Source organism: Flavobacterium sp. GL_143, assembly GCF_057834355.1.
Map to the genome: position 1 here is coordinate 472429 of NZ_CM174401.1, position 21636 is coordinate 494064.

Below are 21636 nucleotides of genomic sequence, written 5' to 3' on the forward strand. Positions count from 1 at the left end.
TTTCGTTTTAAAATTCATTTAAAAGTAATAAAATTTTTATCAAAAGAATAATTATTTCTTCAAAAACTCAGTGGATAGTTCGTAAAACATCTTAGGATTTTCGGCATGTAGCCAATGTCCAACGTTAGGAATTGTCTCGATGTTAGAATTTGGAAAATGCTGTTTGATATTCTCAAAATCCGAATCTAAAATATATCTCGAAACTCCTCCTCTAATAAACAATGTAGGATTATTAAAAACTAAATTAACATCTAATTCTTTACCAATAGCTTCTAAGTTTGTATTAAAAACTGGCAAATTAAATCGAAATGCCAATTGTCCTGGCTCAAGCCAATACAAATTTTTCATTAAGAATTGTCTTGTTCCAAAATCAGAAATATACTCTGCCAAAATAGCTTCGACATCATTACGACTTGGTTTTACCGAAAAATCGACTGCATTTAATCCCGCCAAAATATCCTGATGATGCTGGGGATAATATTTAGGAGCAATATCGGCAACAATTAATTTATTTACTTTTTCAGGATGTGTTCCTGCAAAGAACATAGCCGTTTTACCTCCCATCGAATGTCCAATGATATCGACTTTATCTAAATTATTGGCTTCACAATATTCTAAAACATCTTGCACCATCGCCTCATAAGTAAATACATCCGAATGAAAACTGCGCCCGTGGTTACGTAAATCTAAAATATGAACCTGAAAACCATCGGCAGCAAATTGTGTCCCTAACGTTTTCCAATTATCAGACATCCCTAAAAATCCATGAAGAATCAATAATGGCTTGCCTTCGCCTTCTATTTTTGAGTATAACATAATTACTTCAATTTACGCAAGTACATATTAACTACATTATCTAAACCAAGATAAATAGCTTCAGAAATCAAAGCATGTCCAATAGAAACTTCTAATAAACCTGGGATGTTTTGTTTAAAAAACTCAATATTATCCAAACTTAAATCATGGCCTGCATTAATCCCTAAATTAAGTTCGTTTGCCAGTTTTGCAGCAGCAACATATGGATCTATTCCATTGTTATTCCCTAAACTGTATTGATGTGCAAAAGCTTCGGTATATAATTCAATTCTATCCGTTCCTGTTTTCTTAGCACCTTCAATAATTTCTAAAACTGGATCAACAAAAATCGACGTTCTGATTCCGTTACGCTGAAATTCCTGAATAACCTCTGTTAAATATGATTGATTTTTTATAGTATCCCAACCTGCAGAAGATGTAATTGCTCCAATAGCATCAGGAACTAATGTTACCTGTGTTGGCTTACATTCTAAAACCAAATCGATAAAATTATGTTGAGGATTCCCTTCAATATTATATTCGGTATATACAATCGCTTTTAAATCACGTGCATCCTGATAACGGATATGGCGTTCATCTGGACGAGGATGTATTGTGATTCCTTCTCCTCCAAACTTCTGAATATCGGTAGCAACTTTTAATAAATCAGGTACATTTCCTCCTCGCGCATTACGCAACGTTGCAATTTTATTGATATTTACACTTAACTTTGTCATATAAATGGATATTAATTCTAGTAACACTATATTTGTTACGACAAAAATACAAAGTAAAACTTAGGAGTTTTTGCTATTTTTTGATTATTTTGCATCAAATATTGCTGATTAATTTATGACAGACATTACAAATTATATTACCAATGACTTTAGAGCAATCAATAGCCAGGAAACCATAGCTTCGGTTCAGGATTTCTTTGCCGATTTGAGTTTCTCTCATTTTCCAGTTCTGGAAGATGGTGTTTACATTGGTAGTATTGCATCCGACGATATTGAAACCTTTGATAGCGACAAGAAAGTAATTGATTATAAATATACTCTCGAACATTTTTTTGCTCGAAGTAATATGATCTGGCTAGATGTATTGGAAGTTTTTGCTAAAAACCACACCAATTTAATTCCTGTTTTAGACGAAAACAACACCTATCTTGGTTTTTATGAAATAACCGATATCATTAAGTTTTTTCACGAAACCCCTTTTTTAAAAGAACCAGGAGGAATTATAATTGTAAAAAAAGGACTTCTGGATTACTCTATGAGTGAGATTACTCAAATTGTAGAAAGTAACAACGGCAGGCTTTTAGGTATATTTGTTTCTGATGCTAGTGCAGATAGTGTTCAGATAACCATTAAAATTAGCTTAGGAGCGATGAATGAAATTATTCAAACCTTCCGAAGATACAATTACGAAATTATATCAGAACACCAAGAAGACACATATATCAATAATTTAAAGGAACGCTCTGATTATTTAGACAAGTACCTTAATATATAGCTATAGAAAAAAGCGGGATGATAGCATTTGACAATAGCCAACTAACAAAACTAGTGCAAAATGAAATTTCGGTTGAAGAATTAGAAATTGACTTTATAAAACTAGGAAATCATTACAGTACTATTGACATTTTTGAAATCATCGAAATTTACATTAATGACCCTAGCATTGAAGGTTATAATTTTGAAAATTCAAATCTTACATTTAAAGAAAGATTAGAAAAATTCAAAACACTAAACGGATACATACATTTTGCTGGCGGACTTTCTTGCAGTGTTAAAGATCAAAAAATTTCGAATTTTACATTAACAAAAAAATACATTGAGCCAATAATTAATTTTAATCGAGAAAATATAATTAAGTATCACGGAAAACCGGATTACGAATTAATTGATGATTTATCTCATGGAGGTTTTGACTATGCGATTGACAGCTATATCTTAGTCTACAATAATTTAAATTTTTATTTAGACCCTAATCAAGATCACTTAATAGAAATTTGCACAAAGAAATTAGACCTAAAATCGTTTACGATAAGACAATAAAGACCACGCAACAAATGAAAGTAGCTATCTACGGACAATACTATCTAAATAGTACAGACCCAATTATTAAAGACATATTTGTTTTTTTTACTTCTAATAATGTCGAAATGATTATCGAAGCCAATTTCCTGAAGATGCTTCACGAAAAAAAGATAATCGAAAAAGAATACAAAACTTTTTCATCTCATACAGAATTAGACAGTAGTTTTGAAATGCTTATAAGCATTGGTGGTGATGGAACTATTTTAAGAGCAGCAACCTTAATTCGTAATTCTGGAGTTCCTATTTTAGGAATTAATGCAGGACGATTAGGATTTCTAGCTACTGTACAAAAAGAAAACATAGCTGCATTTATGCAATTTGTAATCGACAAAAAATACACTGTATCCGAAAGAACTTTATTAAGTTTAACAACTGAGCCAAGAAATGAAGCTATCGAAGAACTTAATTTTGCAATGAATGAAGTAACAGTAAGCAGAAAAGACACTACTTCGATGATAACAGTAGACACTTATTTAAATGGTGAATACTTAAATTCTTATTGGGCAGACGGATTAATTATATCAACACCAACAGGTTCAACAGGATATTCACTAAGTTGTGGTGGCCCGATATTAACTCCTGATGTAAACAGTCTTGTAATTACGCCTATTGCACCTCATAATTTAACAGCCAGACCGCTTATAATTCCAGATAATACCGAAATTAAACTTCGAGTATCAGGAAGAGAGGATCATTATCTTATATCTTTAGATTCAAGAATAGCATCGGTTAAAAACGAATCTATTCTAACAATAAAGAAAACAGATTTTAAAATAAATATGGTCGAAATCCCAGGAGAAACCTTTTTGAAGACCTTACGTAACAAACTACTTTGGGGCGAAGACAAAAGAAATTAAGTTCTTTTTAAACATACGACATACTTTTGTAGTTTTTTTCTCGTTTTGCAAGTATCGAATATCCAGTAATTGTTGAGATATTTCATCTTTAATTCAAAAAAAGACAGATTTAACTTAATCAGCATTGATTCGTATTGATAATTATTATATTTGCACGCAATTTTTAATTAAATGAACAAAATTTTTAATTTATTGTTATGTTTCTTCTCCTTTGTAAGCATGAACGCTCAGATACATGAGGTAGGTGTTTTTTTAGGAGGTAGTAACTATGTTGGAGATGTGGGAAGCACGACGTATATTGCGCCAGAAAAGCTTGCCTTTGGCGTATTGTACCGATGGAATCAAAGTCCGAGACATGCATATCGCTTTTCGTACACACAATCAACAATCACTGGAAATGATTCAGATTCAAAAGAAGGTGGTCGAAAACAAAGAGGATATCGTTTTGATAACACAATCCGAGAACTTTCTGCGGGACTTGAATTCAATTTTTTTGACTTCAATTTACATGATTCCAAAAGAAAGGTTACTCCGTATGTGTTTTCAGGAATTAACTATTTTAGATACGAACAGTTATACATTCAATCGGGGGAAACAGAAAAAGAAAAGAATTCAGGTTCATTTGCAATTCCTATGATATTAGGTGTAAAAACAAATTTAACCACTAATTTTATCTTAGGATTAGAGCTTGGAGCGCGATATACCTTTACAGACAACCTTGATGGTAGTAATCCAGATAATGATAATTTAAAATCATTACGTTTTGGAAACTTAAATAATAATGACTGGTATGTTTTCTCGGGAGTAACTTTAACGTATACCTTTGGAAACAAACCTTGCTATTGCCCTTATTAAAAAAAATGAATTTAGACACATTAGATAAAACAAACTTACCACGACATTTAGCCATTATTATGGATGGAAATGGACGCTGGGCAAAACAACAAGGTTTCCTAAGAGCTTTTGGTCATGAAAACGGAACAAAATCAGTAAAAGAAACCATTGAATCTTGCGCCAAGCTAGGAATCGAATATTTAACATTATACGCCTTTTCTACAGAAAACTGGAACAGACCTAAGTTAGAAATCGAAACTTTAATGAAGATACTTATAAACTCATTAAAGAAAGAACTTGGCACATTACAAAAAAACAACATCAAACTTAATGCAATTGGAAACTTAGAAAAGTTACCTCAATCTGCTCAAAAAGAACTTTTGGATGTTATTGATAAAACAAAAAACAACACAAGGCTTACGCTCACATTAGCTTTGAGTTACGGTTCTAGAGAAGAACTTGTAAACGCTGTTAGAATCATCAGTAATAAAGTTAAAAATAATATAATTTCAATAGACACTATTGACGATTCAATTATAAATGAGCATCTTTACACGCAAAATTTACCAGATGTAGATTTATTAATACGAACAAGTGGAGAACATAGAATAAGTAACTTTTTGTTGTGGCAAATTGCCTATGCAGAATTATATTTTACTAATGTCTTATGGCCAGACTTTAAAGAAAAGGATTTATATGAGGCTATCATTAGTTATCAAAAAAGAGAACGTAGATTTGGAAAAACAAGTGAACAAATTAAATGATTTTTTAGTGTTACAAAAAAGAATAAAAATAGTACTTACCCTATTGGTTTTTGGTAGTTTTTCACAAATAAAAGCGCAAGAAAGAATTCCTTTTGACCAAGGGAAAAAATATATTCTTGCCGACGTATCTGTAATTGGTAAAATAAGTTTCAATGAACAAACAGTTGTTACCTTTTCTGGCCTACAGAAAGGACAGGAAATAACAGTTCCTGGAGAAGAAATAAGTGGAGCCATCAAAAAGCTGGGAAAGCTTGGTCTTTTCGATGAAATTTCATTCTATGTAAATAGGATAGAAAACGATAGCATATACCTAGACTTAGACATTGTAGAGCTTCCTAAATTAAACGAAGTAAAATTTGTTGGTATTAAGAAAGGTAAAGTCGAAGCATTAATTAAAGACAACAGTTTAACAAAAAACAAAATTGTAAACGAAAATTTAATTACGACAACCAAGAATTATATTGAAAATAAATACAAAAAAGAAGGTTACTTTAATACAAAAGTAACTATTACTACTACTGCCGATACAACCTCAACAAACCAAGTGAACATGCTTGTTCGTGTAGATAAAGGTGATAAGGTAAAAATTAGCAAAATCGAATTTGAAGGCAATAAAGCATTATCTGATGCGTCTTTACGCGGTGCAATGAAAGACACCAAGCAAAAAAATCCTATCCGTATTTTTAAAGCTTCAAAATTCATTAAAGACAAATACAAAGCTGATTTAGATAAAGTTATCGCTAACTACAAAGAAAAAGGATATAGAGATGCAAGGATATTGCATGACTCTATTACGTACGATAAAAAGAAAAACACATTAGCGATAAAAGTAGATATTGAAGAAGGTAACAAATACTACTTTGGTGATATCAAATTCTTAGGAAATACCGTTTACTCTGACCAACAATTAAATCGTTATTTAGGTATTAAAAAAGGAGAAACTTATAATGGCGTACTTTTAGAAAAAAGGATTGCCGATAAGACGAAACCTGATGCAGAAGACATCACCAATTTATACCAAAACAATGGGTATTTATTTTCTAACATTAATGCTGTAGAGGTAAAAACCGTAAATGACACTATTGATTTTGAAATTAGAGTTACTGAAGGTCCAATTGCATATTTTAATAAAATCTCAGTTGTAGGTAACGACAAAACAAACGATAAAGTAATTTACCGTGAACTAAGAACTAAGCCAGGTGAAAAATACAGCAAAGACTTATTAGTAAGAACTATTCGTGAGATTGGACAATTAGGATTCTTTGATCCAGAAGCAATCGACCCAAAATTCAAAAATGTTGATGCTGCTGCAGGAACTGTAGACATTGAATATCATCTTGTAGAAAAAGGATCTAGCCAGATAGAACTTCAAGGAGGTTACGGTGGTGGAGGTTTTATTGGAACCTTAGGACTTTCATTCAACAACTTCTCTGCTAGAAATTTATTTAACAAAAGCGCTTACAAACCACTACCAATGGGTGATGGACAAAAAGTAGCCCTTCGTTTACAAGGAAGTACTTATTTCCAGACTTATAGTGTATCGTTTTCTGAGCCTTGGTTTGGAGGAAAAAAACCAGTACAATTTAGCACATCGATATCTTACAGTACACAGTTTTTAAATAACTATGTTACACAAAAAGTAGATAAGAGCAAGAGTTTTAACATCTTGACGTTATCTGTTGGTAAAGCCAAAAGATTATCTGTCCCAGATGATTTCTTTGTACTATCACAATCGGTAAGTTACCAACATTATGATTTACATAATTACAACACTGGATTATTTACTTTCGGTAACGGAACATCAAGAAACTTAGCATATACTATTGGACTAACAAGAAGTAATAAAGGGGTTAACCCAATATTCCCAACATACGGTTCTGAATTTAGTATTTCGGCAAAAGTAACTCCGCCTTATTCTTTATTCAACGGAATTGACTATGCTAACTTAGGAAATGAGAAAGAATACAAATTACAAAATACTGTTGATAGATCAAATGTTCCTGATGCAAATGGAAACATTGTACAAATAGGTGACTATATTGATGCAAACGGAAACAAGGTTAGCGACTATACTCTTGCCGCTACAGACCAAGGAAAAGTGGATCAAAAGAAATTTAATTGGCTAGAATACTACAAAATTAAGTTCAAAGCTGATTGGTACACGAAAATTTATGGTAAATTAGTACTGCGAACGCTAACTGAATTTGGTTTCTTAGGAGCTTATGACCAAGCTAGAGGTGTAGTTCCTTTTGAAAGATTTTATTTAGGAGGTGATGGTATGGCTAATTACTCTATGGATGGTAGAGAAACAATAGCATTAAGAGGATATGAAAATAACTCATTAACGCCAGTAAATAGTAATGGAGAACAAATTGGAGCAACGATTTACAACAAATTCTCATTAGAATTGCGTTACCCAATTACATTAAAACAATCGGCTTCGATTTACGTGCTTACATTTGCTGAAGCAGGTTCATCTTATCCAACATTTAAAGATTATAATCCTTTTGACTTAAGTCGTTCTGCTGGTGCTGGTTTACGTGTATTTATGCCTGCATTTGGATTATTAGGAATTGACTTTGGTTACGGATTTGATGCATTGCCAGGACAAACAAAACCAAGCGGTTTACGTACACACTTTATTATTGGACAACAATTTTAATCGTATTGGTTAAAAATTTCAAATAAATTAATGTTATGAGAAAACAATTTTTATTTATATTTTTGGCCCTGATTGTAGGAATTACAAGTCAGGCACAAACCAAATCGACAAAAATAGGGTACATCGACATGGAGTATATTTTACAAAATGTCCCTGACTATAAAGAGGCTCAAACACAACTAGAGCAAAAAGCAGAAAAGTGGAAGCAAGAAATTGAGACTAAGAAATTAGATATCAATAAACTTAAAGACGCTTTAAAAGCCGAAAAAGCTTTATTAACGAATGAGCTAATTGACGAAAGAGAAACAGAGATTAAGTTTCTTGAAACTGAAATGTTAAATTATCAACAACAACGATTTGGTGTTAATGGTGATTTAATTAGACAAAAATCGTCGTTGGCAAAACCAATACAAGATCAAGTTTTTACTGCTGTTCAAGATATTGCTGAAGCTAAAAAATATGATTTTATCTTTGATAGATCATCTGATTTAACGATGCTTTTTGCAGCAAAGCGATACGATGTTAGCGATCAGGTTTTACGAGTTATTACCAGAACGGACAAAAGAGAACAACTTACGAAAAAACAACTCGCTATAGAAGAAGCGAAAGAGAATAAAGAAGCTGCAATCGATGAAAGTCCAGCTTTACAAGAAAGACAAAAAGTCTTAGATGAAAGAAAAGCTGCAAGAGATAAAATACTGGAAGACAGGAAAGCAGCTCAGGAAGAAAAAATAAGAGTATACGAAGAGAATAAGAAAGCAATTAGAGACGCAAGAGAAGCTAAAAAAAATGGCACGGTTTCTGAAACAGTAAAAAAAGAAGGTGTTTCAACAACTGCGACTCCTACAACAGAAGCTGCAAAAACAGCTGCAACTGATGAAGCTAAAGACAAACAAAGATTAGCCGAAGACAAACAGAAAATGGTTGATGACAGACAAAAACTGTATGACGAACGCAAAAAAGCTTTAGAAGAAAGAAGAAATAAGATTTTAGAAGAAAGAGAAGCTGCCAAAAAAGCAAGAGAGCAAAAGGCTAAAGAGGACAAAGAAAAACAAGGAAATACGACCAATAATTAATTAATATTTTAAAATGATGATGAAACAAATCAAAACTTTACTAATTGCTGCAATACTAGTTTTAGGAGCAAACCAAATGAATGCTCAAGCAAAAGTAGCTCACGTTGATGTAAGCGAAATTATGTCTAAAATGCCAGCAATGATAGACGCACAAAAACAACTTGAGAAATTAAGCGGTACATATGATGCAGATTACAAAAAAATGGTAGAAGAATACCAAGCAAAATTAAAAAAATACGAAGCTGAATCAGCTACAGTTACTGATGCAGTTAACGGAGAACGTTCTAAAGAAGTTCAAGACATGCAAAAAAGAATTGTAGACTTTAGAGATAACGCTCAAAAAGAATTACAACAAAAAGAATCTGATATCGTTAAACCATTAATGGAAAAAGTGAGAGCTTCTATCCAAAAAGTTGGAAAAGCAAAAGGATACCAATATGTTTTAGATGGTTCTACTCTTTTGTTAGCTGACGGTCCAAACGTAACTGCTGATGTAAAAAAAGACTTAGGTTTCTAAAAAACTGTCTTATAAAAAATAAAAAACTGCTCGCCAATAAAATGGTTCGAGCAGTTTTTTTTTATACATAAAAATTAATTTTATTCCACTCAAAAATCCTAGTTAAAGGCTTTTTTTTGATTCCAAAAAATACTTAACTTTGTTTTTATGACAAACAATAATCCCATAGGCGTTTTCGATTCAGGCATTGGTGGCACTTCTATTTGGACTGCAATTCATCAGTTACTCCCTAACGAAAAGACAATCTATTTAGCAGATACTAAAAATGCTCCTTATGGTCAAAAGACTAAACAGGAAATAGTGGACTTAAGTAAAAAAAATGTAGATTTTTTACTAGATATGGGTTGTAAACTAATTGTTGTTGCATGCAATACAGCAACTACAAATGCTATTAAAGAATTAAGAGAACAATACACTGTTCCATTTATAGGAATAGAGCCTGCTATAAAACCAGCTGCGACAAATTCAAAAACGCAAACTATTGGAATCCTGGCTACTCAAGGTACTTTAAACAGTGAGCTTTTTAACAAAGCAACCGAAATGTATCAAGACACCAAAATTATTGAACAAGTAGGTCATGGTTTAGTACAATTAATTGAAAATGGAGATTTAAATTCTCCTGAGATGGCTCAACTTCTTGAATCTTACCTCAGACCAATGATTGAGGCTAATATTGATTATTTGGTATTAGGATGTAGCCATTATCCATATTTAATACCTCAGATAAAAAAAATATTACCCGAACACATTCATATTATAGATTCAGGAGAAGCTGTTGCAAAACAAACGCAAAATATATTACGCGAAAAAACAGGATTTAATAATGGCCCTGTAGATGAACCTATATTTTATACCAATGGTAATCCAAAAGTTTTATCGGATATACTAGAGAATAAATATAAAGTTGAAGAGAAATATTTTTAACTATTAATCAATTTTTCTCTTAACAAACCATAAACCATCCAATGATAAATTGAGAGATATTTTATGGTAATTCTCTTTTATAAGCCCATCGCCAATTTTTCCTTTTTGTCCGTAAGAGTACGAAATATTTAAAGTAGAAAAAGAGTTACTCTCTAAAGGAAGCGTTAAACCAAGCGAAAAAGACACGTTTTTAACCCTCTGATTATCGACTTCCAGATAACCAGTATCATAATTTATTCCCGATCCATACCCAATACGATCTACGTATTTACGAGCATTCTTTTTACTCTTATAAGAAACCCCGAATGCAAATCGGTCTTGATTTACAAAATCCCCATACAATTCTGATTGCTTAGTGTCATTCCAAAGGCTCTTTTCATAATCAAAAGACATGGTCAAATTATTTTTAAAAACCTTGCTAACCCCTACTCCAATTTCTGTAGGCAAATAAAAATCATCAACGTCTGAAACCGTATCAGAATCTGTGGTTATCGTGCCCGAATCTCCAACTATTGTTACACTTTGTACTTTAGAAGCTTTTATTCTTGATGGTGATTTAAAAGTTGAGCCAATTGTTAATGTAGAATCTATTTGATATTGAACTCCAAGAGTTGGTCTTAGCCCGTTGTAATTAGTTTTTTTGTTAATGTTAGTAATAGAGTTCATTACCGTATAATACCTATCATCTGTAGTGCTACCAAAAAGTACAGCCGCAGAAAGCCCCAAAGACAGTTTTTTATTGATTTTGTAGGCATACGAGAAATCAAAATTATTTAAACCTCCAGTTCCTGTTACATCTAAATTATACTTATCCTGACTATTTTCTATCGGAATTTTTAAATTTGAAATTTTAAATGCTCCACTCGAATAAGGCCGTAGAGCTACACTAAAAGCCGACTTTTGTGTAAGTGGAAAAGCAAATGCAATATGAGAAAACTGAGCATTATTACGATTCTCGGATTTTGAATTATTTTGATATGTAGTTTCAATAAATTTACCTCCAACATCAAACAAAAAATGGTTTTGATACATAAATCCTAATGAAGCTGGATTAAGATTATTAATAAATTCATTGGATGGTAATGCAATTCCCGAAGAGCCAATAGAAGGAATTGACCCAAAATCTGAATCATACAAACTACCCAATCCGTAAAGTGAATATGGAGAACTAGAAATACTTTGAGAAAACGATGTCAACGACATTAAAACTAGTAAACTTGCAAACGCTATTTTATTTTTCATTTAATAAGTGATGTAATAAATTTTCAATTCCATTTTATTGCTTTGTAATTTCTGATTTCCCAAAACAAGTCGATTAACTGCTTTATTTATATTAGGCAGCGTAATGATTAATGAGGATTTCAGATCAGACTGTTTCAACATTTCTTTTTGTAAAAAACCTCCTATCGCAATTTTGTATGCTACATTTTCATTAAACTCATCACTAGCTTTATTTAATAAGGCATACATGGCCGCACCCGACGAATTATTAAGTGTACCACTAATTCTGTTTAAATTATCACCTACATACACACGTAATGAATCAGCCAATGGATATATCTTAGAATAGGAATTGGCAACTGGTTTTATTATTAACTGAGCATCTACAATTGCTCCTTTTTCGGCTATATATTTAAGTTTCTTTATACCTGGAAAATCAATTCTACAGGCAATTCCAGTTCCTGACTGAATAAAGCCCTTATTCTCCGTTTGGGAACTTGGTAATTTACTCGAAGAAACTGGCAAGTTTTCAATAAGTGTACCGGTCCTATCTAATGAGATATTATTAAACTGCTTGGAAGCATCCAGAATAGAGAAATCTTTTATTAGAGAAGTTTCAGATTGCCCTTGATATATTGAGTAATAAAGCCGCACTACACTTGTTGCTTGATTGAACCCGATAACACTCGATGAATTTGCAGTAGATGATGTAAGAACAATTCCTTTTAAGTATTCTGTAAATTCATCAAAATTGGTAACTTCCTTTTTCTTTAATTTCTGAAAGAGCTCTGAACCAAAAACATCACTCATTCTTATATTAATAGAATCTTTTTCAGTTGGTCGGGGTTTATATGAAATCATCCCCAAACTTTCAGGAGCATAAGTTAAAGTCGAATTATTGTAGAAATTTTTATCCTCCTTATTTGGCTTTACTTTTTGAGTTAATCGATGAATATCGAATGTCTGAGTTTGGGTTGTATCTCCAAAAAAATAGTTATCATATCTCAGAACCATTGCAATGGAATCAAATACATAATTTGGCAAATTCGTATCTGAACCTCCTGTATTTAAGTTATAATTATTTGCAATTAATTGGAGGTAACTATCCGATTTTACCTTCCCAAAAATAGGATCTACATAGTTCCCTACCAAAATCCTTTTTTGACTAGATGTAACCAATGAATCAAAATTGATAGTAGACATATCAACAGTCAAGGTATCGATTAAAATTACTTTATTCCCTATCGATAAATAATCCGACCCTACTACAAATTCTCCGGCATCTCTATCCGAATTACAGGAAGTCATAAAAACTCCCAGAAACAACGGTAACAATAACTTGTACATAAATATTTTTTGAACAAATATAAAATGCACTTTTCTAGAGAACATCACAACATATACAGTCTAGGCTTTTGTATCTATAAATAGAACAAAACAATCTATAAGTACTAAGCGCTAACAAATACATCATTCGGCACTAAAATTTGCCATTTAGTCTATTGGAAGTGCCGATATATATATCTTCTTTTTTTAAAAATAATATCATAACTACTTTTGAACCAATAAATAAATAATGAAAATAAAAACTTTACTATCCTTACTTATTATGGTTCCGATGTTTACAATTTATGCTCAAAATGGCTATAGCGTAGATATGAATATAAAGACTGAACCCGCAGATAAAATCACATTAAACGAAACAAGCATCGGAATTTCGGTTTATAAAAACATTGATACCAAAAACAAGATTACAAATACATTACAATACAAAAATATCGGAGTTAAGTATGACATAGAAAACTATGATTTTAAGTACAATTATAGTCCATATAACAGTATTAAAAACACATTAGTAGTTACTCATCTATTAACACAAAAAACAACGTTGAACCTAGAAATAGAACCAACATTAAATTTTCAGGAAAACCTTAATCTTTCAGATTTATCGGTTTTAGGAGGATTAGAGATTAATACGATTATTGATAAAAACAACACAATAAATATTGGAGTAAAAAGGACTAATGCCTTAGGATTACCCAAAATAACTCCAACATTTTCTTTTTATCATAAAATAAGTGAAGCTGCTACAATGACTATTGGCTTTCCTAATTCAGCAATAACATATTCTAACAATGAGCGAAATGTATTTAGGCTGACAAATAGTTTTAATGGAGATTTTTTTAATCTGGATAACACTAAATATTTAGACGGTAATACAGCCACAAAAGCGAGTTTATCTCAAATTACTACTGCATTAGAATATGAGAGAAACATGGATGGAAATTGGTTTGTGAATTTTAAAGCCGGGTATGATTTTAATAAAAAATACCAATTATCAAATCATGATAACGATAACGTTTATGATTTTAATATCGGCAACAGCTACATTCTTAACATTGGTATAAAATACAAACACTAATAAATATAATACATTATGAATAGTTTAAAAAAAGGAATATTATTCGCAACATTTATTACGAGTCTCTCTTTTGTAGGCTGTAGTAATGATAATTCCGATGACGAATTAATGGGAAACTGGATCAAAAAATCTGCTTTTGATGGTCCTGCAAGATCTAGTGCTGCAAGTTTTGTAATTGGAGCATATGCTTATGTGGCAACAGGATATACTGGAGATGAGTATCTAAAGGATCTTTGGGTGTACAATTCTATAGGAGATTATTGGGAGCAAAAAGCACAATTTCCAGGAGTTGCCAGAAGCTCTGCATCTGCTTTTGAGTTAAACGGAAAAGGCTACATTGGTCTTGGTTATGATGGTACCAATAAATTAAAAGACTTTTATGAGTACAACCCCGCAACGAATGTTTGGGAACAAAAAGCAGAATTTGCAGGTACGGCACGTTATTCGGCAGTAGGATTTCAAGTTGGCGGAAAAGCCTATTTCGGTACAGGTTACGATGGTAATTATCTAAAAGATTTTTATCAGTACAATCAAAACTCTAATACCTGGACTCAAGTAAATGGCTTTAGTGGAAACAAAAGAAGAAATGCAACTGTTTTTGTAATTAATAACAAAGCATATTTAGGAACAGGAGTAAATAGCGGTTCGAATCAAAATGATTTCTGGCAGTTTGATCCAAGCACTGATCTTTGGACTAAAAAAAGAAATCTCGACGATAGCGAAGATGACCATGAAACATACTCAATAATGCGCTCAAATTCCTCTAGTTTTACTATGAATGGTTTAGGATATATTGTTTGTGGAGAAGGCTCAAAAACAATCTGGGAATACAACCCAATTACTGATTTATGGCAAGAAAGAACCTCGCTAGAAGGTGCCTCAAGAACTGACGCTGTTGGTTTCGCTATTAATGATAGAGGGTTTGTTTTATTAGGCAGATCTGGTTCGTCTTATTATGATGATGCATGGGAATTTAAACCTCTGGAAGAACAAAATGATGATGACAATTAATATCAAAAATCGATTCTTCTGGGCAAAAATCCAGAAGAATTCTTATTCTTCGGTCTCAAAAATCATTGCAGTAATTACTATTTTATTACTTGTAGCTTGCAATAAAAAAGAGAAATATCATGTAGAATCTATAAAAACCGCTACTGGTTGGGGATACACAATTGCTAATGATGAAAAAATCATAATCAAGCAAACCATAATTCCTGTTATTGATAATAACAAGAGCTTTACTACCGAAAAAGAAGCCTTAAAAACTGGGAATTTGGTAGTAAAAAAGCTTGAAGCTAATTTATCACCAACGGTAACAAAAAAAGATTTAATTTTATTAGATATAACTATCTAAATGAACGTCGAAATAATCAAGAATACTAGTTCTAACAAAATACTATTTCATAGTGTTATATGGACTTTCTTTATCCTAACCTCATTGATTCAATTTTACGAAAGCCCGTTCCAGATAACGCCTGATTTTTATGTACAATGGATTACTGGAATTATATTATTTTATCTAAACTATTTCTATTTAGTTCCAGCGTTGCTTTTACAAAAAAAGTACTGGCTCTATTCCGTATTTATTATAGCTCTAATTGTCACTTTTATAATCATTCGGGATAGTTATTTCATACCCGATATACAACTAGCCAGGAGAATGCCTCCGATGAAAACAGTTCCTAGTGAAGGACCTCCTGTGCATTTTAAGAATATTAAATTTAGAACTACAATGGTTACTCAGCCCTTGTTTTTTAAAATAGCTCCTTCGTTTTTTTATATTTTAATAGTAACTATAAGTGCCATTATTAAGACATTATCAGAGTTTTATAATAACCAACAAAATAAATTAATAGCCGAAACACATCGTACAACTACTGAGTTGATTTATTTGCGAAAACAGACAAATCCTCATTTTTTGTTCAATTCATTAAATAGTATTTATTCTCTAGCACATAAAAAATCAGATTTAGTTCCAGATGCAATCGTAACATTGTCTGAATTGATGCGCTATATGTTGTATGAGACTGACAATAAAACGGTAGCTCTCGAGAAAGAGATAAACTACATTCAGAATTACATTGAGTTACAAAAATTAAGACTAAACAACATCGAGAACATTACTATTAATGTACATGGTGAACCCAAAAACAAATTTATAGAACCATTATTGTTAATCTCATTTGTAGAGAATGCTTTTAAATATGGAACAGATTATAAAGGAGCTGCTTTTGTAAAAATTAGAATAGTTATCGGACAAAACAGCTTGGATTTTTGGGTAGAAAACAAAGTAGAAAACTATAAAAAAGACCCTGAAAATTCTGGAATTGGATTAACTAATATTCAGAGTCGCCTGAACCTTCTTTATCCAGATGCACACGAACTTAAAATAACCGAAACAAAGAAATTTTATAACGTACATCTCAACTTAAAACTAGACGAAATACAAACTGCTATCACTTAAGATTAAGTTAATAATGGTCTAGATAGCAATAAACTATAACAGGAAATTAACTATTGAAAATCTAATTTTAACTTGTCTTTAGAGGTCAAGTTATATTTTCGCATCATAAATTTATCTAAAAAAGACGACAAATGAAATGTGTAATTATAGATGATGAACCTCTGGCAGTCGAGTTACTTAAGGATTTTGTGAGTAAAGTCGATTCTTTAGAGTTAGTAAGTACTTTCAATAACGCAATTGATGCTATTTCTATTATAAATCAAACGAGTATTGATTTGATATTTCTGGATATTGAAATGCCTCATTTTTCAGGAATAGATTTTTTAAATGCCATCGAAAAGAAACCTTTAGTCATTTTTACAACAGCTTATTCTGATTATGCTGTTGAAGGATTTAATCTTGGTGCTGTAGATTATTTAGTAAAACCAATTCCGTTTCATCGTTTTTTAAAATCGGTTGTAAGAGCACAACAATTATTTAATCCGTTGCATATTCCTGCAAGTGTAAATCCTATTTCGGCTCCCGAAATTAACCATGATTTCATGTTTGTAAGAGCCGAATATGAGAATGTAAAACTAAACTTTTCGGATATTTTATTTATCGAAGGATTAAAAGATTATGTAAAAATTTATACCACAGACAATAAGTACACCTTAACATTAATAAGCCTTATAAAGCTTGAAAATTTACTTTCGAATAAAGGTTTTTCCAGAATTCACCGATCGTACATTATTAATATCAAACACGTAAAATCAATTCAAAAAAATAAAGCTTTGATTGGAGATAAAAGAATTCCTATCAGCGAAAGCTATAAAAATGCTTTCTTCGAAAAAATAAATTTGTAACTACCTCTACTCTTCTTTAAACCAGCTGGAATACATTACGTAATTATTAGAAATACGTTCTATTTCGCCAGCAAAATCAGATTGGTCTATATCTTTTACTTTCTTTGCAGGAACTCCAGCATAAATACTACCAGAGGTTACAACTGTATTTTGTGTTACTACAGCGCCAGCAGCTACAATAGCATTGCTCTCGACAACGCAATTATCCATTACGATTGCTCCCATTCCTATTAATACATTATCATGTATCGTACAACCATGTACAATTGCATTATGCCCTATTGAAACATTATTTCCTATAATCGTTGGATGCTTTTGGTAAGTACAATGAATAACAGCACCATCCTGAATATTTACTTTATTCCCTATTTTAATAAAATTTACGTCTCCTCTAATCACAGCATTAAACCAAACGCTGCATGAATCTCCAAAAGAAACATCTCCTACAATCGTAGCATTTTCGGCTACATAACAATCCTCTGGAATATTAGGTGTTTTTCCGTTTACAGATTTTATCAACATGAAATTTATTTTTAAAATGAATTATAATTAGTTTATTGCAGGACAATCGCAATCATATCGTTCACGCTTACAGAATAAGTTAAGTCCCAAAGTAATTTGATGGTATGCTCCGTTATCAAACTTTACATTACCCGTAACTTGCGAATATGTATAAGCAAACATGAAGTTTTTATAATTAACCCCTAAGATAGGAGTTATGTATTGTAATTTTTGAGTAGATATTCCGGAACCATTATAATATTGAGCTCCATCAAAACTTCTTCTATATGATAATCCAGCCCAAAGACTACCAAAATCCATATTCTTATATGCTTTCAGATTAAAATCGACTAACTTCTCTTTTGTTTTATCAAATAATTGAAAAAGAACTGAAGGTTCCCACAATAATTTCTTTTTATTTCCAAAGACATATCCTGCACTCAAAAGGTATTTTCTCAGATTATCACTTTCAAATTCTGTATATATTTCTCGTCTGGATTCAACAGCTCCTTGAACTGTAGCATGGGCATAAAAGTTAAGATAGTTATATGATGCTCCAAAATCTACATTAAAATAAGTATCCTTTTGAATATCCCCAACAACAATTGGATCAAATGCTTCAAAAGCTGTTTCGTCTAACTGATTCTGAATTACACCTACATTCATACCAAATGAAAGCTGATTTAAATCAATCTCATCTCTAGAAAAAAGAATATGATACGCATAAGTAAGTTTAACTCCTTTTTGAGAATGGTAACCATTTTTATCATTAAAAACTATAATTCCAGCTCCTGACCTACTATCTCCAATTCGACCATTAAAACTTAAAGTTTGCAATGTTGGTGCATCATCTTGACCAAACCATTGTTTACGCGCTGTTAATCTAAGTTTTGCACAATTTGCCGCACCAGCCATCGAAGGATGTATCAAATAATAATTATCCGATAAATAATCTGAATAAACAGGAATCCCTTCTTGAGAGTATGAATAAGAAAATATAAATAATAGAAAAACTGAATATTTAATTTTACTATACATTGGGGGCAGGTTTATTAAAGTAGGTGTTAAAATTTTATTTTAGTATTAAAATATGGTAAAAATTCCTAAGATTGAGGAAATAATACGCTATTTTCATATTAAATATCAAATATAACTATTAGTAGAAAATAACTTTAGTAAATTTGTAAAAAATTACTAAATCATGACAAAACTCACTATAAAAGAAACACAAAATCCTACTATACTAAAATTCGAATTTCCTGACTTTATAACTAAGAATGAGAGCTTTGAATTTAAAAATATTGATGAAGCTAAAAACTCTCCATTAGCTCAAAAACTTTTTCATTTACCATTTGTAAAAACTGTATATATCTCAGGTAATTTTATTGCTATCGAAAGATATAGCATTGTTGAATGGGATGATGTAAAAGATGCTGTAGCGGAACAAATCGAAGCTTTTGTAAACGATGGTGGAGTAATAATAAGTATTGACGAAAATAAACCTAAAAAGCAGCCAATAACTGTTTATGGTGAATCGACTCCTAATCCTGCAGCCCTAAAATTTGTAGTAAGCAGAATGTTGACTAAAAATGCAATAGAATACAAAAATATTGACCAAACTGCATCTTCTCCATTAGCACAAGAATTATTTAAATTTCCTTATGTAAAAGAGATTTTTATAGATGAAAATTATATTTCGGTAACTAAATATGAAATTAATGATTGGCAAGAAATTACTCTTGAGCTAAGAACTTTCATTAAACAATATATTGAAAACGGAGGAACTGTTTTAGACGAAAGTCTAATCGAAGTAGCAACTAAAAATGATGTTACTAAAGATGAAGCTTTTGATAAACTGGATACAACATCACAACAAATCATCAATATATTAGAAGAGTATGTAAAACCTGCGGTAGCTGCCGATGGTGGAAATATTGCTTTTGATTCTTATAATGAAACGGATAAAACTGTAAAAGTGATTTTACAAGGAGCTTGTAGCGGTTGTCCGTCATCAACGTTTACACTTAAAAGTGGTATCGAAAATATGCTAAAAAGTATGCTAAATGATGATAACATAAAAGTAGAAGCTGTAAATGCATAACCCTTCACTTCTATAAAAAATTTAAAAAAGCGCTTCAATCGGAGCGCTTTTTTATTGTCGCAAAAAAACAAAACCAAAAACACAAACTACTTATTATCAATAAATTATTACTCCGCAAATAATATATTTCTTAAAAAAAAGATTAATATTGTAATCTAAATTAATCAACAAGAACTATTATGGGATTATCAACATTTTTTAAGAATTTGTTCGGCACTGCCAAGGAGTCTGCTACAGAATTAGCAGACCAAGCCGAAAGTACATTTGAACAAGCAAAAGAAGCTGCTGCTCCTTATCTTGAAAAAGCCGAAACATTTGCCGAAGAAACCATAGGCAAGGTTAAAGAAGCATCGGCTCCATATCTTGAAAAAGCGGAAACATTTGCTGGAGAAACTTTCGAAAAGGTTAAAGAAGTTTCTACCCCAATATTAGACAGCGCTGAAGATTATGTAAATCAAGCAAAAGATACTGTGAGCGAATATGCTGGAAAAGCTTCGGATGCTATCGAAAAAGCAGTTGATTCTGTTAAAGAAACTGCTTCAACAACAGCTGAAACTGTTACTGAAGAAACAAAATCTCTTGCAGCCGATGCAACTGACGCTGCCGATGAAGCTTCGGATAAAGCATTAAATAAATAGTTAAAGATGATCTCGATTTTTAATTAATAAAATAATTAATTTTTATCTTTGTCAAACTAATTCAAACCTTCTCTATGAGAAGGTTTTTTTATATTAAAAAAAAATGAATCTAAATCCAGAACAAATTAGTGAGTACGTTAATCAATTTATAAAAATATTAGTTGATTATTCTCCGAAACTAATTTCAGCTTTTCTTATTTTATTTGTAGGACTCTACATTATTCGTGTTGTAAATAGAGTAATGCGTCGAATAATGGTAAAACGTAACCTCGACCCTACCTTATCTAAATTCCTTGCAGATATTTTATTGTGGGCATTACGAATATTACTATTTGTATCATTTATCTCTAAACTAGGAATTGAAACATCATCATTTGTTGCTATTCTTGGTGCCATGGGTCTTGCAGTAGGTTTGTCTCTACAAGGTTCACTTTCTAACTTTGCCGGAGGTATGCTTATAATTGTATTTAAACCTTTTAAAGTTGGTGACACAATTGAAGCACAAGGTATTATTGCAACCGTTTCTGAAATACAAATATTTGTAACTAAGTTGCTTACCGCAAACAATCAAACTGTATTTGTACCAAATGGAGCTTTATCTAATGGCACAATTATTAATTATTCTATGCAAGGACAGCGCAGAGCCGACTTAACATTTGCAATTGCTTATGATGCTGATATAAAAAAGGCAAAAGATATTCTTGAAAAAATATTAGTAGACAATCCTAATGTGCTTAAGAATCCTGCGCCAGAAGTTTTCGTAAAAAACTTAACAACTAGTTCTGTAGAATTTGCAGTGCGTCCTTGGGCAAAAAATGAAAATTTCGGAACTGTTATTTCTCAGACTTTAGAAAATTGCAAAATTGCTTTAGACGAAGCAGGAATTTCTGTTCAGCCTTATACTCTTCAAAAATAA

At 31.7% G+C, this 21636-nt stretch carries 23 protein-coding genes; 17 read left to right on the forward strand and 6 right to left on the reverse strand.

The window, feature by feature from the left end:
• Positions 1 to 51 precede the first annotated feature (51 nt).
• Complete coding sequence (locus tag AC3IPI_RS01950; RefSeq protein WP_489156786.1) at positions 52 to 816, reverse strand: alpha/beta fold hydrolase; 765 nt, start codon at positions 814 to 816, stop codon at positions 52 to 54.
• A 2-nt stretch (positions 817 to 818) separates the two neighbouring features.
• On the reverse strand, positions 819 to 1532 hold the full coding sequence (locus AC3IPI_RS01955; RefSeq protein WP_489156788.1) for a pyridoxine 5'-phosphate synthase: 714 nt from the start codon (positions 1530 to 1532) through the stop codon (positions 819 to 821).
• Positions 1533 to 1647: 115 nt separating this feature from the next.
• Here AC3IPI_RS01955 and AC3IPI_RS01960 point away from each other — a divergent pair, with 115 nt between their 5' ends.
• From AC3IPI_RS01960 to murI, 9 genes are all read left to right on the forward strand, one after another.
• On the forward strand, positions 1648 to 2307 hold the full coding sequence (locus AC3IPI_RS01960) for a CBS domain-containing protein (protein ID WP_039114823.1): 660 nt from the start codon (positions 1648 to 1650) through the stop codon (positions 2305 to 2307).
• A gap of 17 nt (positions 2308 to 2324) precedes the next feature.
• Entirely contained in the window at positions 2325 to 2852 is a 528-nt protein-coding gene (locus tag AC3IPI_RS01965) for a hypothetical protein (protein WP_489156790.1), read from the forward strand.
• 14 nt (positions 2853 to 2866) lie between these two features.
• On the forward strand, positions 2867 to 3751 hold the full coding sequence (locus AC3IPI_RS01970) for an NAD kinase (protein WP_039114827.1): 885 nt from the start codon (positions 2867 to 2869) through the stop codon (positions 3749 to 3751).
• 171 nt (positions 3752 to 3922) lie between these two features.
• On the forward strand, positions 3923 to 4606 hold the full coding sequence (gene porG, locus AC3IPI_RS01975; RefSeq protein WP_489156792.1) for a type IX secretion system protein PorG: 684 nt from the start codon (positions 3923 to 3925) through the stop codon (positions 4604 to 4606).
• Positions 4607 to 4611: 5 nt separating this feature from the next.
• Positions 4612 to 5349, forward strand: a complete 738-nt coding sequence (uppS, locus tag AC3IPI_RS01980) for an undecaprenyl pyrophosphate synthase (protein WP_039118383.1) — start codon at positions 4612 to 4614, stop codon at positions 5347 to 5349.
• Positions 5282 to 8011, forward strand: a complete 2730-nt coding sequence (gene bamA, locus AC3IPI_RS01985) for an outer membrane protein assembly factor BamA (protein ID WP_489156794.1) — start codon at positions 5282 to 5284, stop codon at positions 8009 to 8011. Before uppS ends, bamA begins: the two co-directional genes overlap by 68 nt.
• A gap of 35 nt (positions 8012 to 8046) precedes the next feature.
• Complete coding sequence (locus AC3IPI_RS01990) at positions 8047 to 9087, forward strand: OmpH/Skp family outer membrane protein (RefSeq protein WP_039114835.1); 1041 nt, start codon at positions 8047 to 8049, stop codon at positions 9085 to 9087.
• A 19-nt stretch (positions 9088 to 9106) separates the two neighbouring features.
• Complete coding sequence (locus AC3IPI_RS01995; RefSeq protein WP_035617878.1) at positions 9107 to 9604, forward strand: OmpH/Skp family outer membrane protein; 498 nt, start codon at positions 9107 to 9109, stop codon at positions 9602 to 9604.
• Positions 9605 to 9751: 147 nt separating this feature from the next.
• Complete coding sequence (gene murI / locus AC3IPI_RS02000) at positions 9752 to 10528, forward strand: glutamate racemase (RefSeq protein WP_489156797.1); 777 nt, start codon at positions 9752 to 9754, stop codon at positions 10526 to 10528.
• A 3-nt stretch (positions 10529 to 10531) separates the two neighbouring features.
• Here murI and bamG read toward each other — a convergent pair whose 3' ends face one another.
• Together bamG and AC3IPI_RS02010 are read right to left on the reverse strand one after the other, a co-directional pair.
• On the reverse strand, positions 10532 to 11770 hold the full coding sequence (gene bamG, locus AC3IPI_RS02005) for a BamG family beta-barrel-assembly machinery protein (RefSeq protein ID WP_489156799.1): 1239 nt from the start codon (positions 11768 to 11770) through the stop codon (positions 10532 to 10534).
• Entirely contained in the window at positions 11771 to 13096 is a 1326-nt protein-coding gene (locus tag AC3IPI_RS02010; protein ID WP_489156801.1) for a DUF4270 family protein, read from the reverse strand.
• 229 nt (positions 13097 to 13325) lie between these two features.
• On the opposite strand from AC3IPI_RS02010, the gene AC3IPI_RS02015 reads away from it, so the two are divergent.
• The 5 genes from AC3IPI_RS02015 to AC3IPI_RS02035 all read left to right on the forward strand — a co-directional run bounded on the left by AC3IPI_RS02015 (position 13326) and on the right by AC3IPI_RS02035 (position 17480).
• Complete coding sequence (locus AC3IPI_RS02015; protein WP_489156803.1) at positions 13326 to 14171, forward strand: DUF6268 family outer membrane beta-barrel protein; 846 nt, start codon at positions 13326 to 13328, stop codon at positions 14169 to 14171.
• 15 nt (positions 14172 to 14186) lie between these two features.
• Entirely contained in the window at positions 14187 to 15182 is a 996-nt protein-coding gene (locus AC3IPI_RS02020; RefSeq protein ID WP_039114843.1) for a Kelch repeat-containing protein, read from the forward strand.
• Positions 15169 to 15525, forward strand: coding sequence for a DUF4907 domain-containing protein (locus tag AC3IPI_RS02025; protein WP_489156805.1), 357 nt, complete (start codon positions 15169 to 15171; stop codon positions 15523 to 15525). Before AC3IPI_RS02020 ends, AC3IPI_RS02025 begins: the two co-directional genes overlap by 14 nt.
• The gene (locus tag AC3IPI_RS02030; protein WP_039114845.1) at positions 15526 to 16635 is read left to right on the forward strand and encodes a sensor histidine kinase; all 1110 of its coding nucleotides are present in this window, start codon (positions 15526 to 15528) and stop codon (positions 16633 to 16635) included.
• 131 nt (positions 16636 to 16766) lie between these two features.
• A complete protein-coding gene (locus tag AC3IPI_RS02035) occupies positions 16767 to 17480 on the forward strand; it encodes a LytR/AlgR family response regulator transcription factor (protein WP_039114847.1) in 714 nt (237 codons plus the stop codon).
• 6 nt (positions 17481 to 17486) lie between these two features.
• On the opposite strand, the gene AC3IPI_RS02040 is transcribed toward AC3IPI_RS02035, so the two are convergent.
• The gene (locus AC3IPI_RS02040) at positions 17487 to 18002 is read right to left on the reverse strand and encodes a gamma carbonic anhydrase family protein (RefSeq protein WP_039114849.1); all 516 of its coding nucleotides are present in this window, start codon (positions 18000 to 18002) and stop codon (positions 17487 to 17489) included.
• Between the two features lie 27 nt (positions 18003 to 18029).
• The gene (locus AC3IPI_RS02045; RefSeq protein WP_039118374.1) at positions 18030 to 19019 is read right to left on the reverse strand and encodes a PorP/SprF family type IX secretion system membrane protein; all 990 of its coding nucleotides are present in this window, start codon (positions 19017 to 19019) and stop codon (positions 18030 to 18032) included.
• A gap of 163 nt (positions 19020 to 19182) precedes the next feature.
• Between AC3IPI_RS02045 and AC3IPI_RS02050 the strand changes: the two genes are divergently transcribed.
• The 3 genes from AC3IPI_RS02050 (at position 19183) to AC3IPI_RS02060 (ending at position 21636) form a co-directional block, all read left to right on the forward strand.
• Complete coding sequence (locus AC3IPI_RS02050) at positions 19183 to 20082, forward strand: NifU family protein (protein ID WP_086894638.1); 900 nt, start codon at positions 19183 to 19185, stop codon at positions 20080 to 20082.
• 179 nt (positions 20083 to 20261) lie between these two features.
• Positions 20262 to 20720, forward strand: coding sequence for a YtxH domain-containing protein (locus tag AC3IPI_RS02055; RefSeq protein WP_489156809.1), 459 nt, complete (start codon positions 20262 to 20264; stop codon positions 20718 to 20720).
• 103 nt (positions 20721 to 20823) lie between these two features.
• Positions 20824 to 21636: a mechanosensitive ion channel family protein gene (locus AC3IPI_RS02060; protein ID WP_039114858.1), complete on the forward strand. Its 813-nt coding sequence runs from the start codon at positions 20824 to 20826 to the stop codon at positions 21634 to 21636.

Bases quoted from the DNA above. Each gene is read 5' to 3' on its own strand.
- AC3IPI_RS01950 (WP_489156786.1), bottom strand. From the start codon at position 816: ATGTTATACTCAAAAATAGAAGGCGAAGGCAAGCCATTATTGATTCTT.
- AC3IPI_RS01955 (WP_489156788.1), bottom strand. From the start codon at position 1,532: ATGACAAAGTTAAGTGTAAATATCAATAAAATTGCAACGTTGCGTAAT.
- AC3IPI_RS01960 (WP_039114823.1), top strand. From the start codon at position 1,648: ATGACAGACATTACAAATTATATTACCAATGACTTTAGAGCAATCAAT.
- AC3IPI_RS01965 (WP_489156790.1), top strand. From the start codon at position 2,325: ATGATAGCATTTGACAATAGCCAACTAACAAAACTAGTGCAAAATGAA.
- AC3IPI_RS01970 (WP_039114827.1), top strand. From the start codon at position 2,867: ATGAAAGTAGCTATCTACGGACAATACTATCTAAATAGTACAGACCCA.
- porG (WP_489156792.1), top strand. From the start codon at position 3,923: ATGAACAAAATTTTTAATTTATTGTTATGTTTCTTCTCCTTTGTAAGC.
- uppS (WP_039118383.1), top strand. From the start codon at position 4,612: ATGAATTTAGACACATTAGATAAAACAAACTTACCACGACATTTAGCC.
- bamA (WP_489156794.1), top strand. From the start codon at position 5,282: ATGAGGCTATCATTAGTTATCAAAAAAGAGAACGTAGATTTGGAAAAA.
- AC3IPI_RS01990 (WP_039114835.1), top strand. From the start codon at position 8,047: ATGAGAAAACAATTTTTATTTATATTTTTGGCCCTGATTGTAGGAATT.
- AC3IPI_RS01995 (WP_035617878.1), top strand. From the start codon at position 9,107: ATGAAACAAATCAAAACTTTACTAATTGCTGCAATACTAGTTTTAGGA.
- murI (WP_489156797.1), top strand. From the start codon at position 9,752: ATGACAAACAATAATCCCATAGGCGTTTTCGATTCAGGCATTGGTGGC.
- bamG (WP_489156799.1), bottom strand. From the start codon at position 11,770: ATGAAAAATAAAATAGCGTTTGCAAGTTTACTAGTTTTAATGTCGTTG.
- AC3IPI_RS02010 (WP_489156801.1), bottom strand. From the start codon at position 13,096: ATGTACAAGTTATTGTTACCGTTGTTTCTGGGAGTTTTTATGACTTCC.
- AC3IPI_RS02015 (WP_489156803.1), top strand. From the start codon at position 13,326: ATGAAAATAAAAACTTTACTATCCTTACTTATTATGGTTCCGATGTTT.
- AC3IPI_RS02020 (WP_039114843.1), top strand. From the start codon at position 14,187: ATGAATAGTTTAAAAAAAGGAATATTATTCGCAACATTTATTACGAGT.
- AC3IPI_RS02025 (WP_489156805.1), top strand. From the start codon at position 15,169: ATGATGACAATTAATATCAAAAATCGATTCTTCTGGGCAAAAATCCAG.
- AC3IPI_RS02030 (WP_039114845.1), top strand. From the start codon at position 15,526: ATGAACGTCGAAATAATCAAGAATACTAGTTCTAACAAAATACTATTT.
- AC3IPI_RS02035 (WP_039114847.1), top strand. From the start codon at position 16,767: ATGAAATGTGTAATTATAGATGATGAACCTCTGGCAGTCGAGTTACTT.
- AC3IPI_RS02040 (WP_039114849.1), bottom strand. From the start codon at position 18,002: ATGTTGATAAAATCTGTAAACGGAAAAACACCTAATATTCCAGAGGAT.
- AC3IPI_RS02045 (WP_039118374.1), bottom strand. From the start codon at position 19,019: ATGTATAGTAAAATTAAATATTCAGTTTTTCTATTATTTATATTTTCT.
- AC3IPI_RS02050 (WP_086894638.1), top strand. From the start codon at position 19,183: ATGACAAAACTCACTATAAAAGAAACACAAAATCCTACTATACTAAAA.
- AC3IPI_RS02055 (WP_489156809.1), top strand. From the start codon at position 20,262: ATGGGATTATCAACATTTTTTAAGAATTTGTTCGGCACTGCCAAGGAG.
- AC3IPI_RS02060 (WP_039114858.1), top strand. From the start codon at position 20,824: ATGAATCTAAATCCAGAACAAATTAGTGAGTACGTTAATCAATTTATA.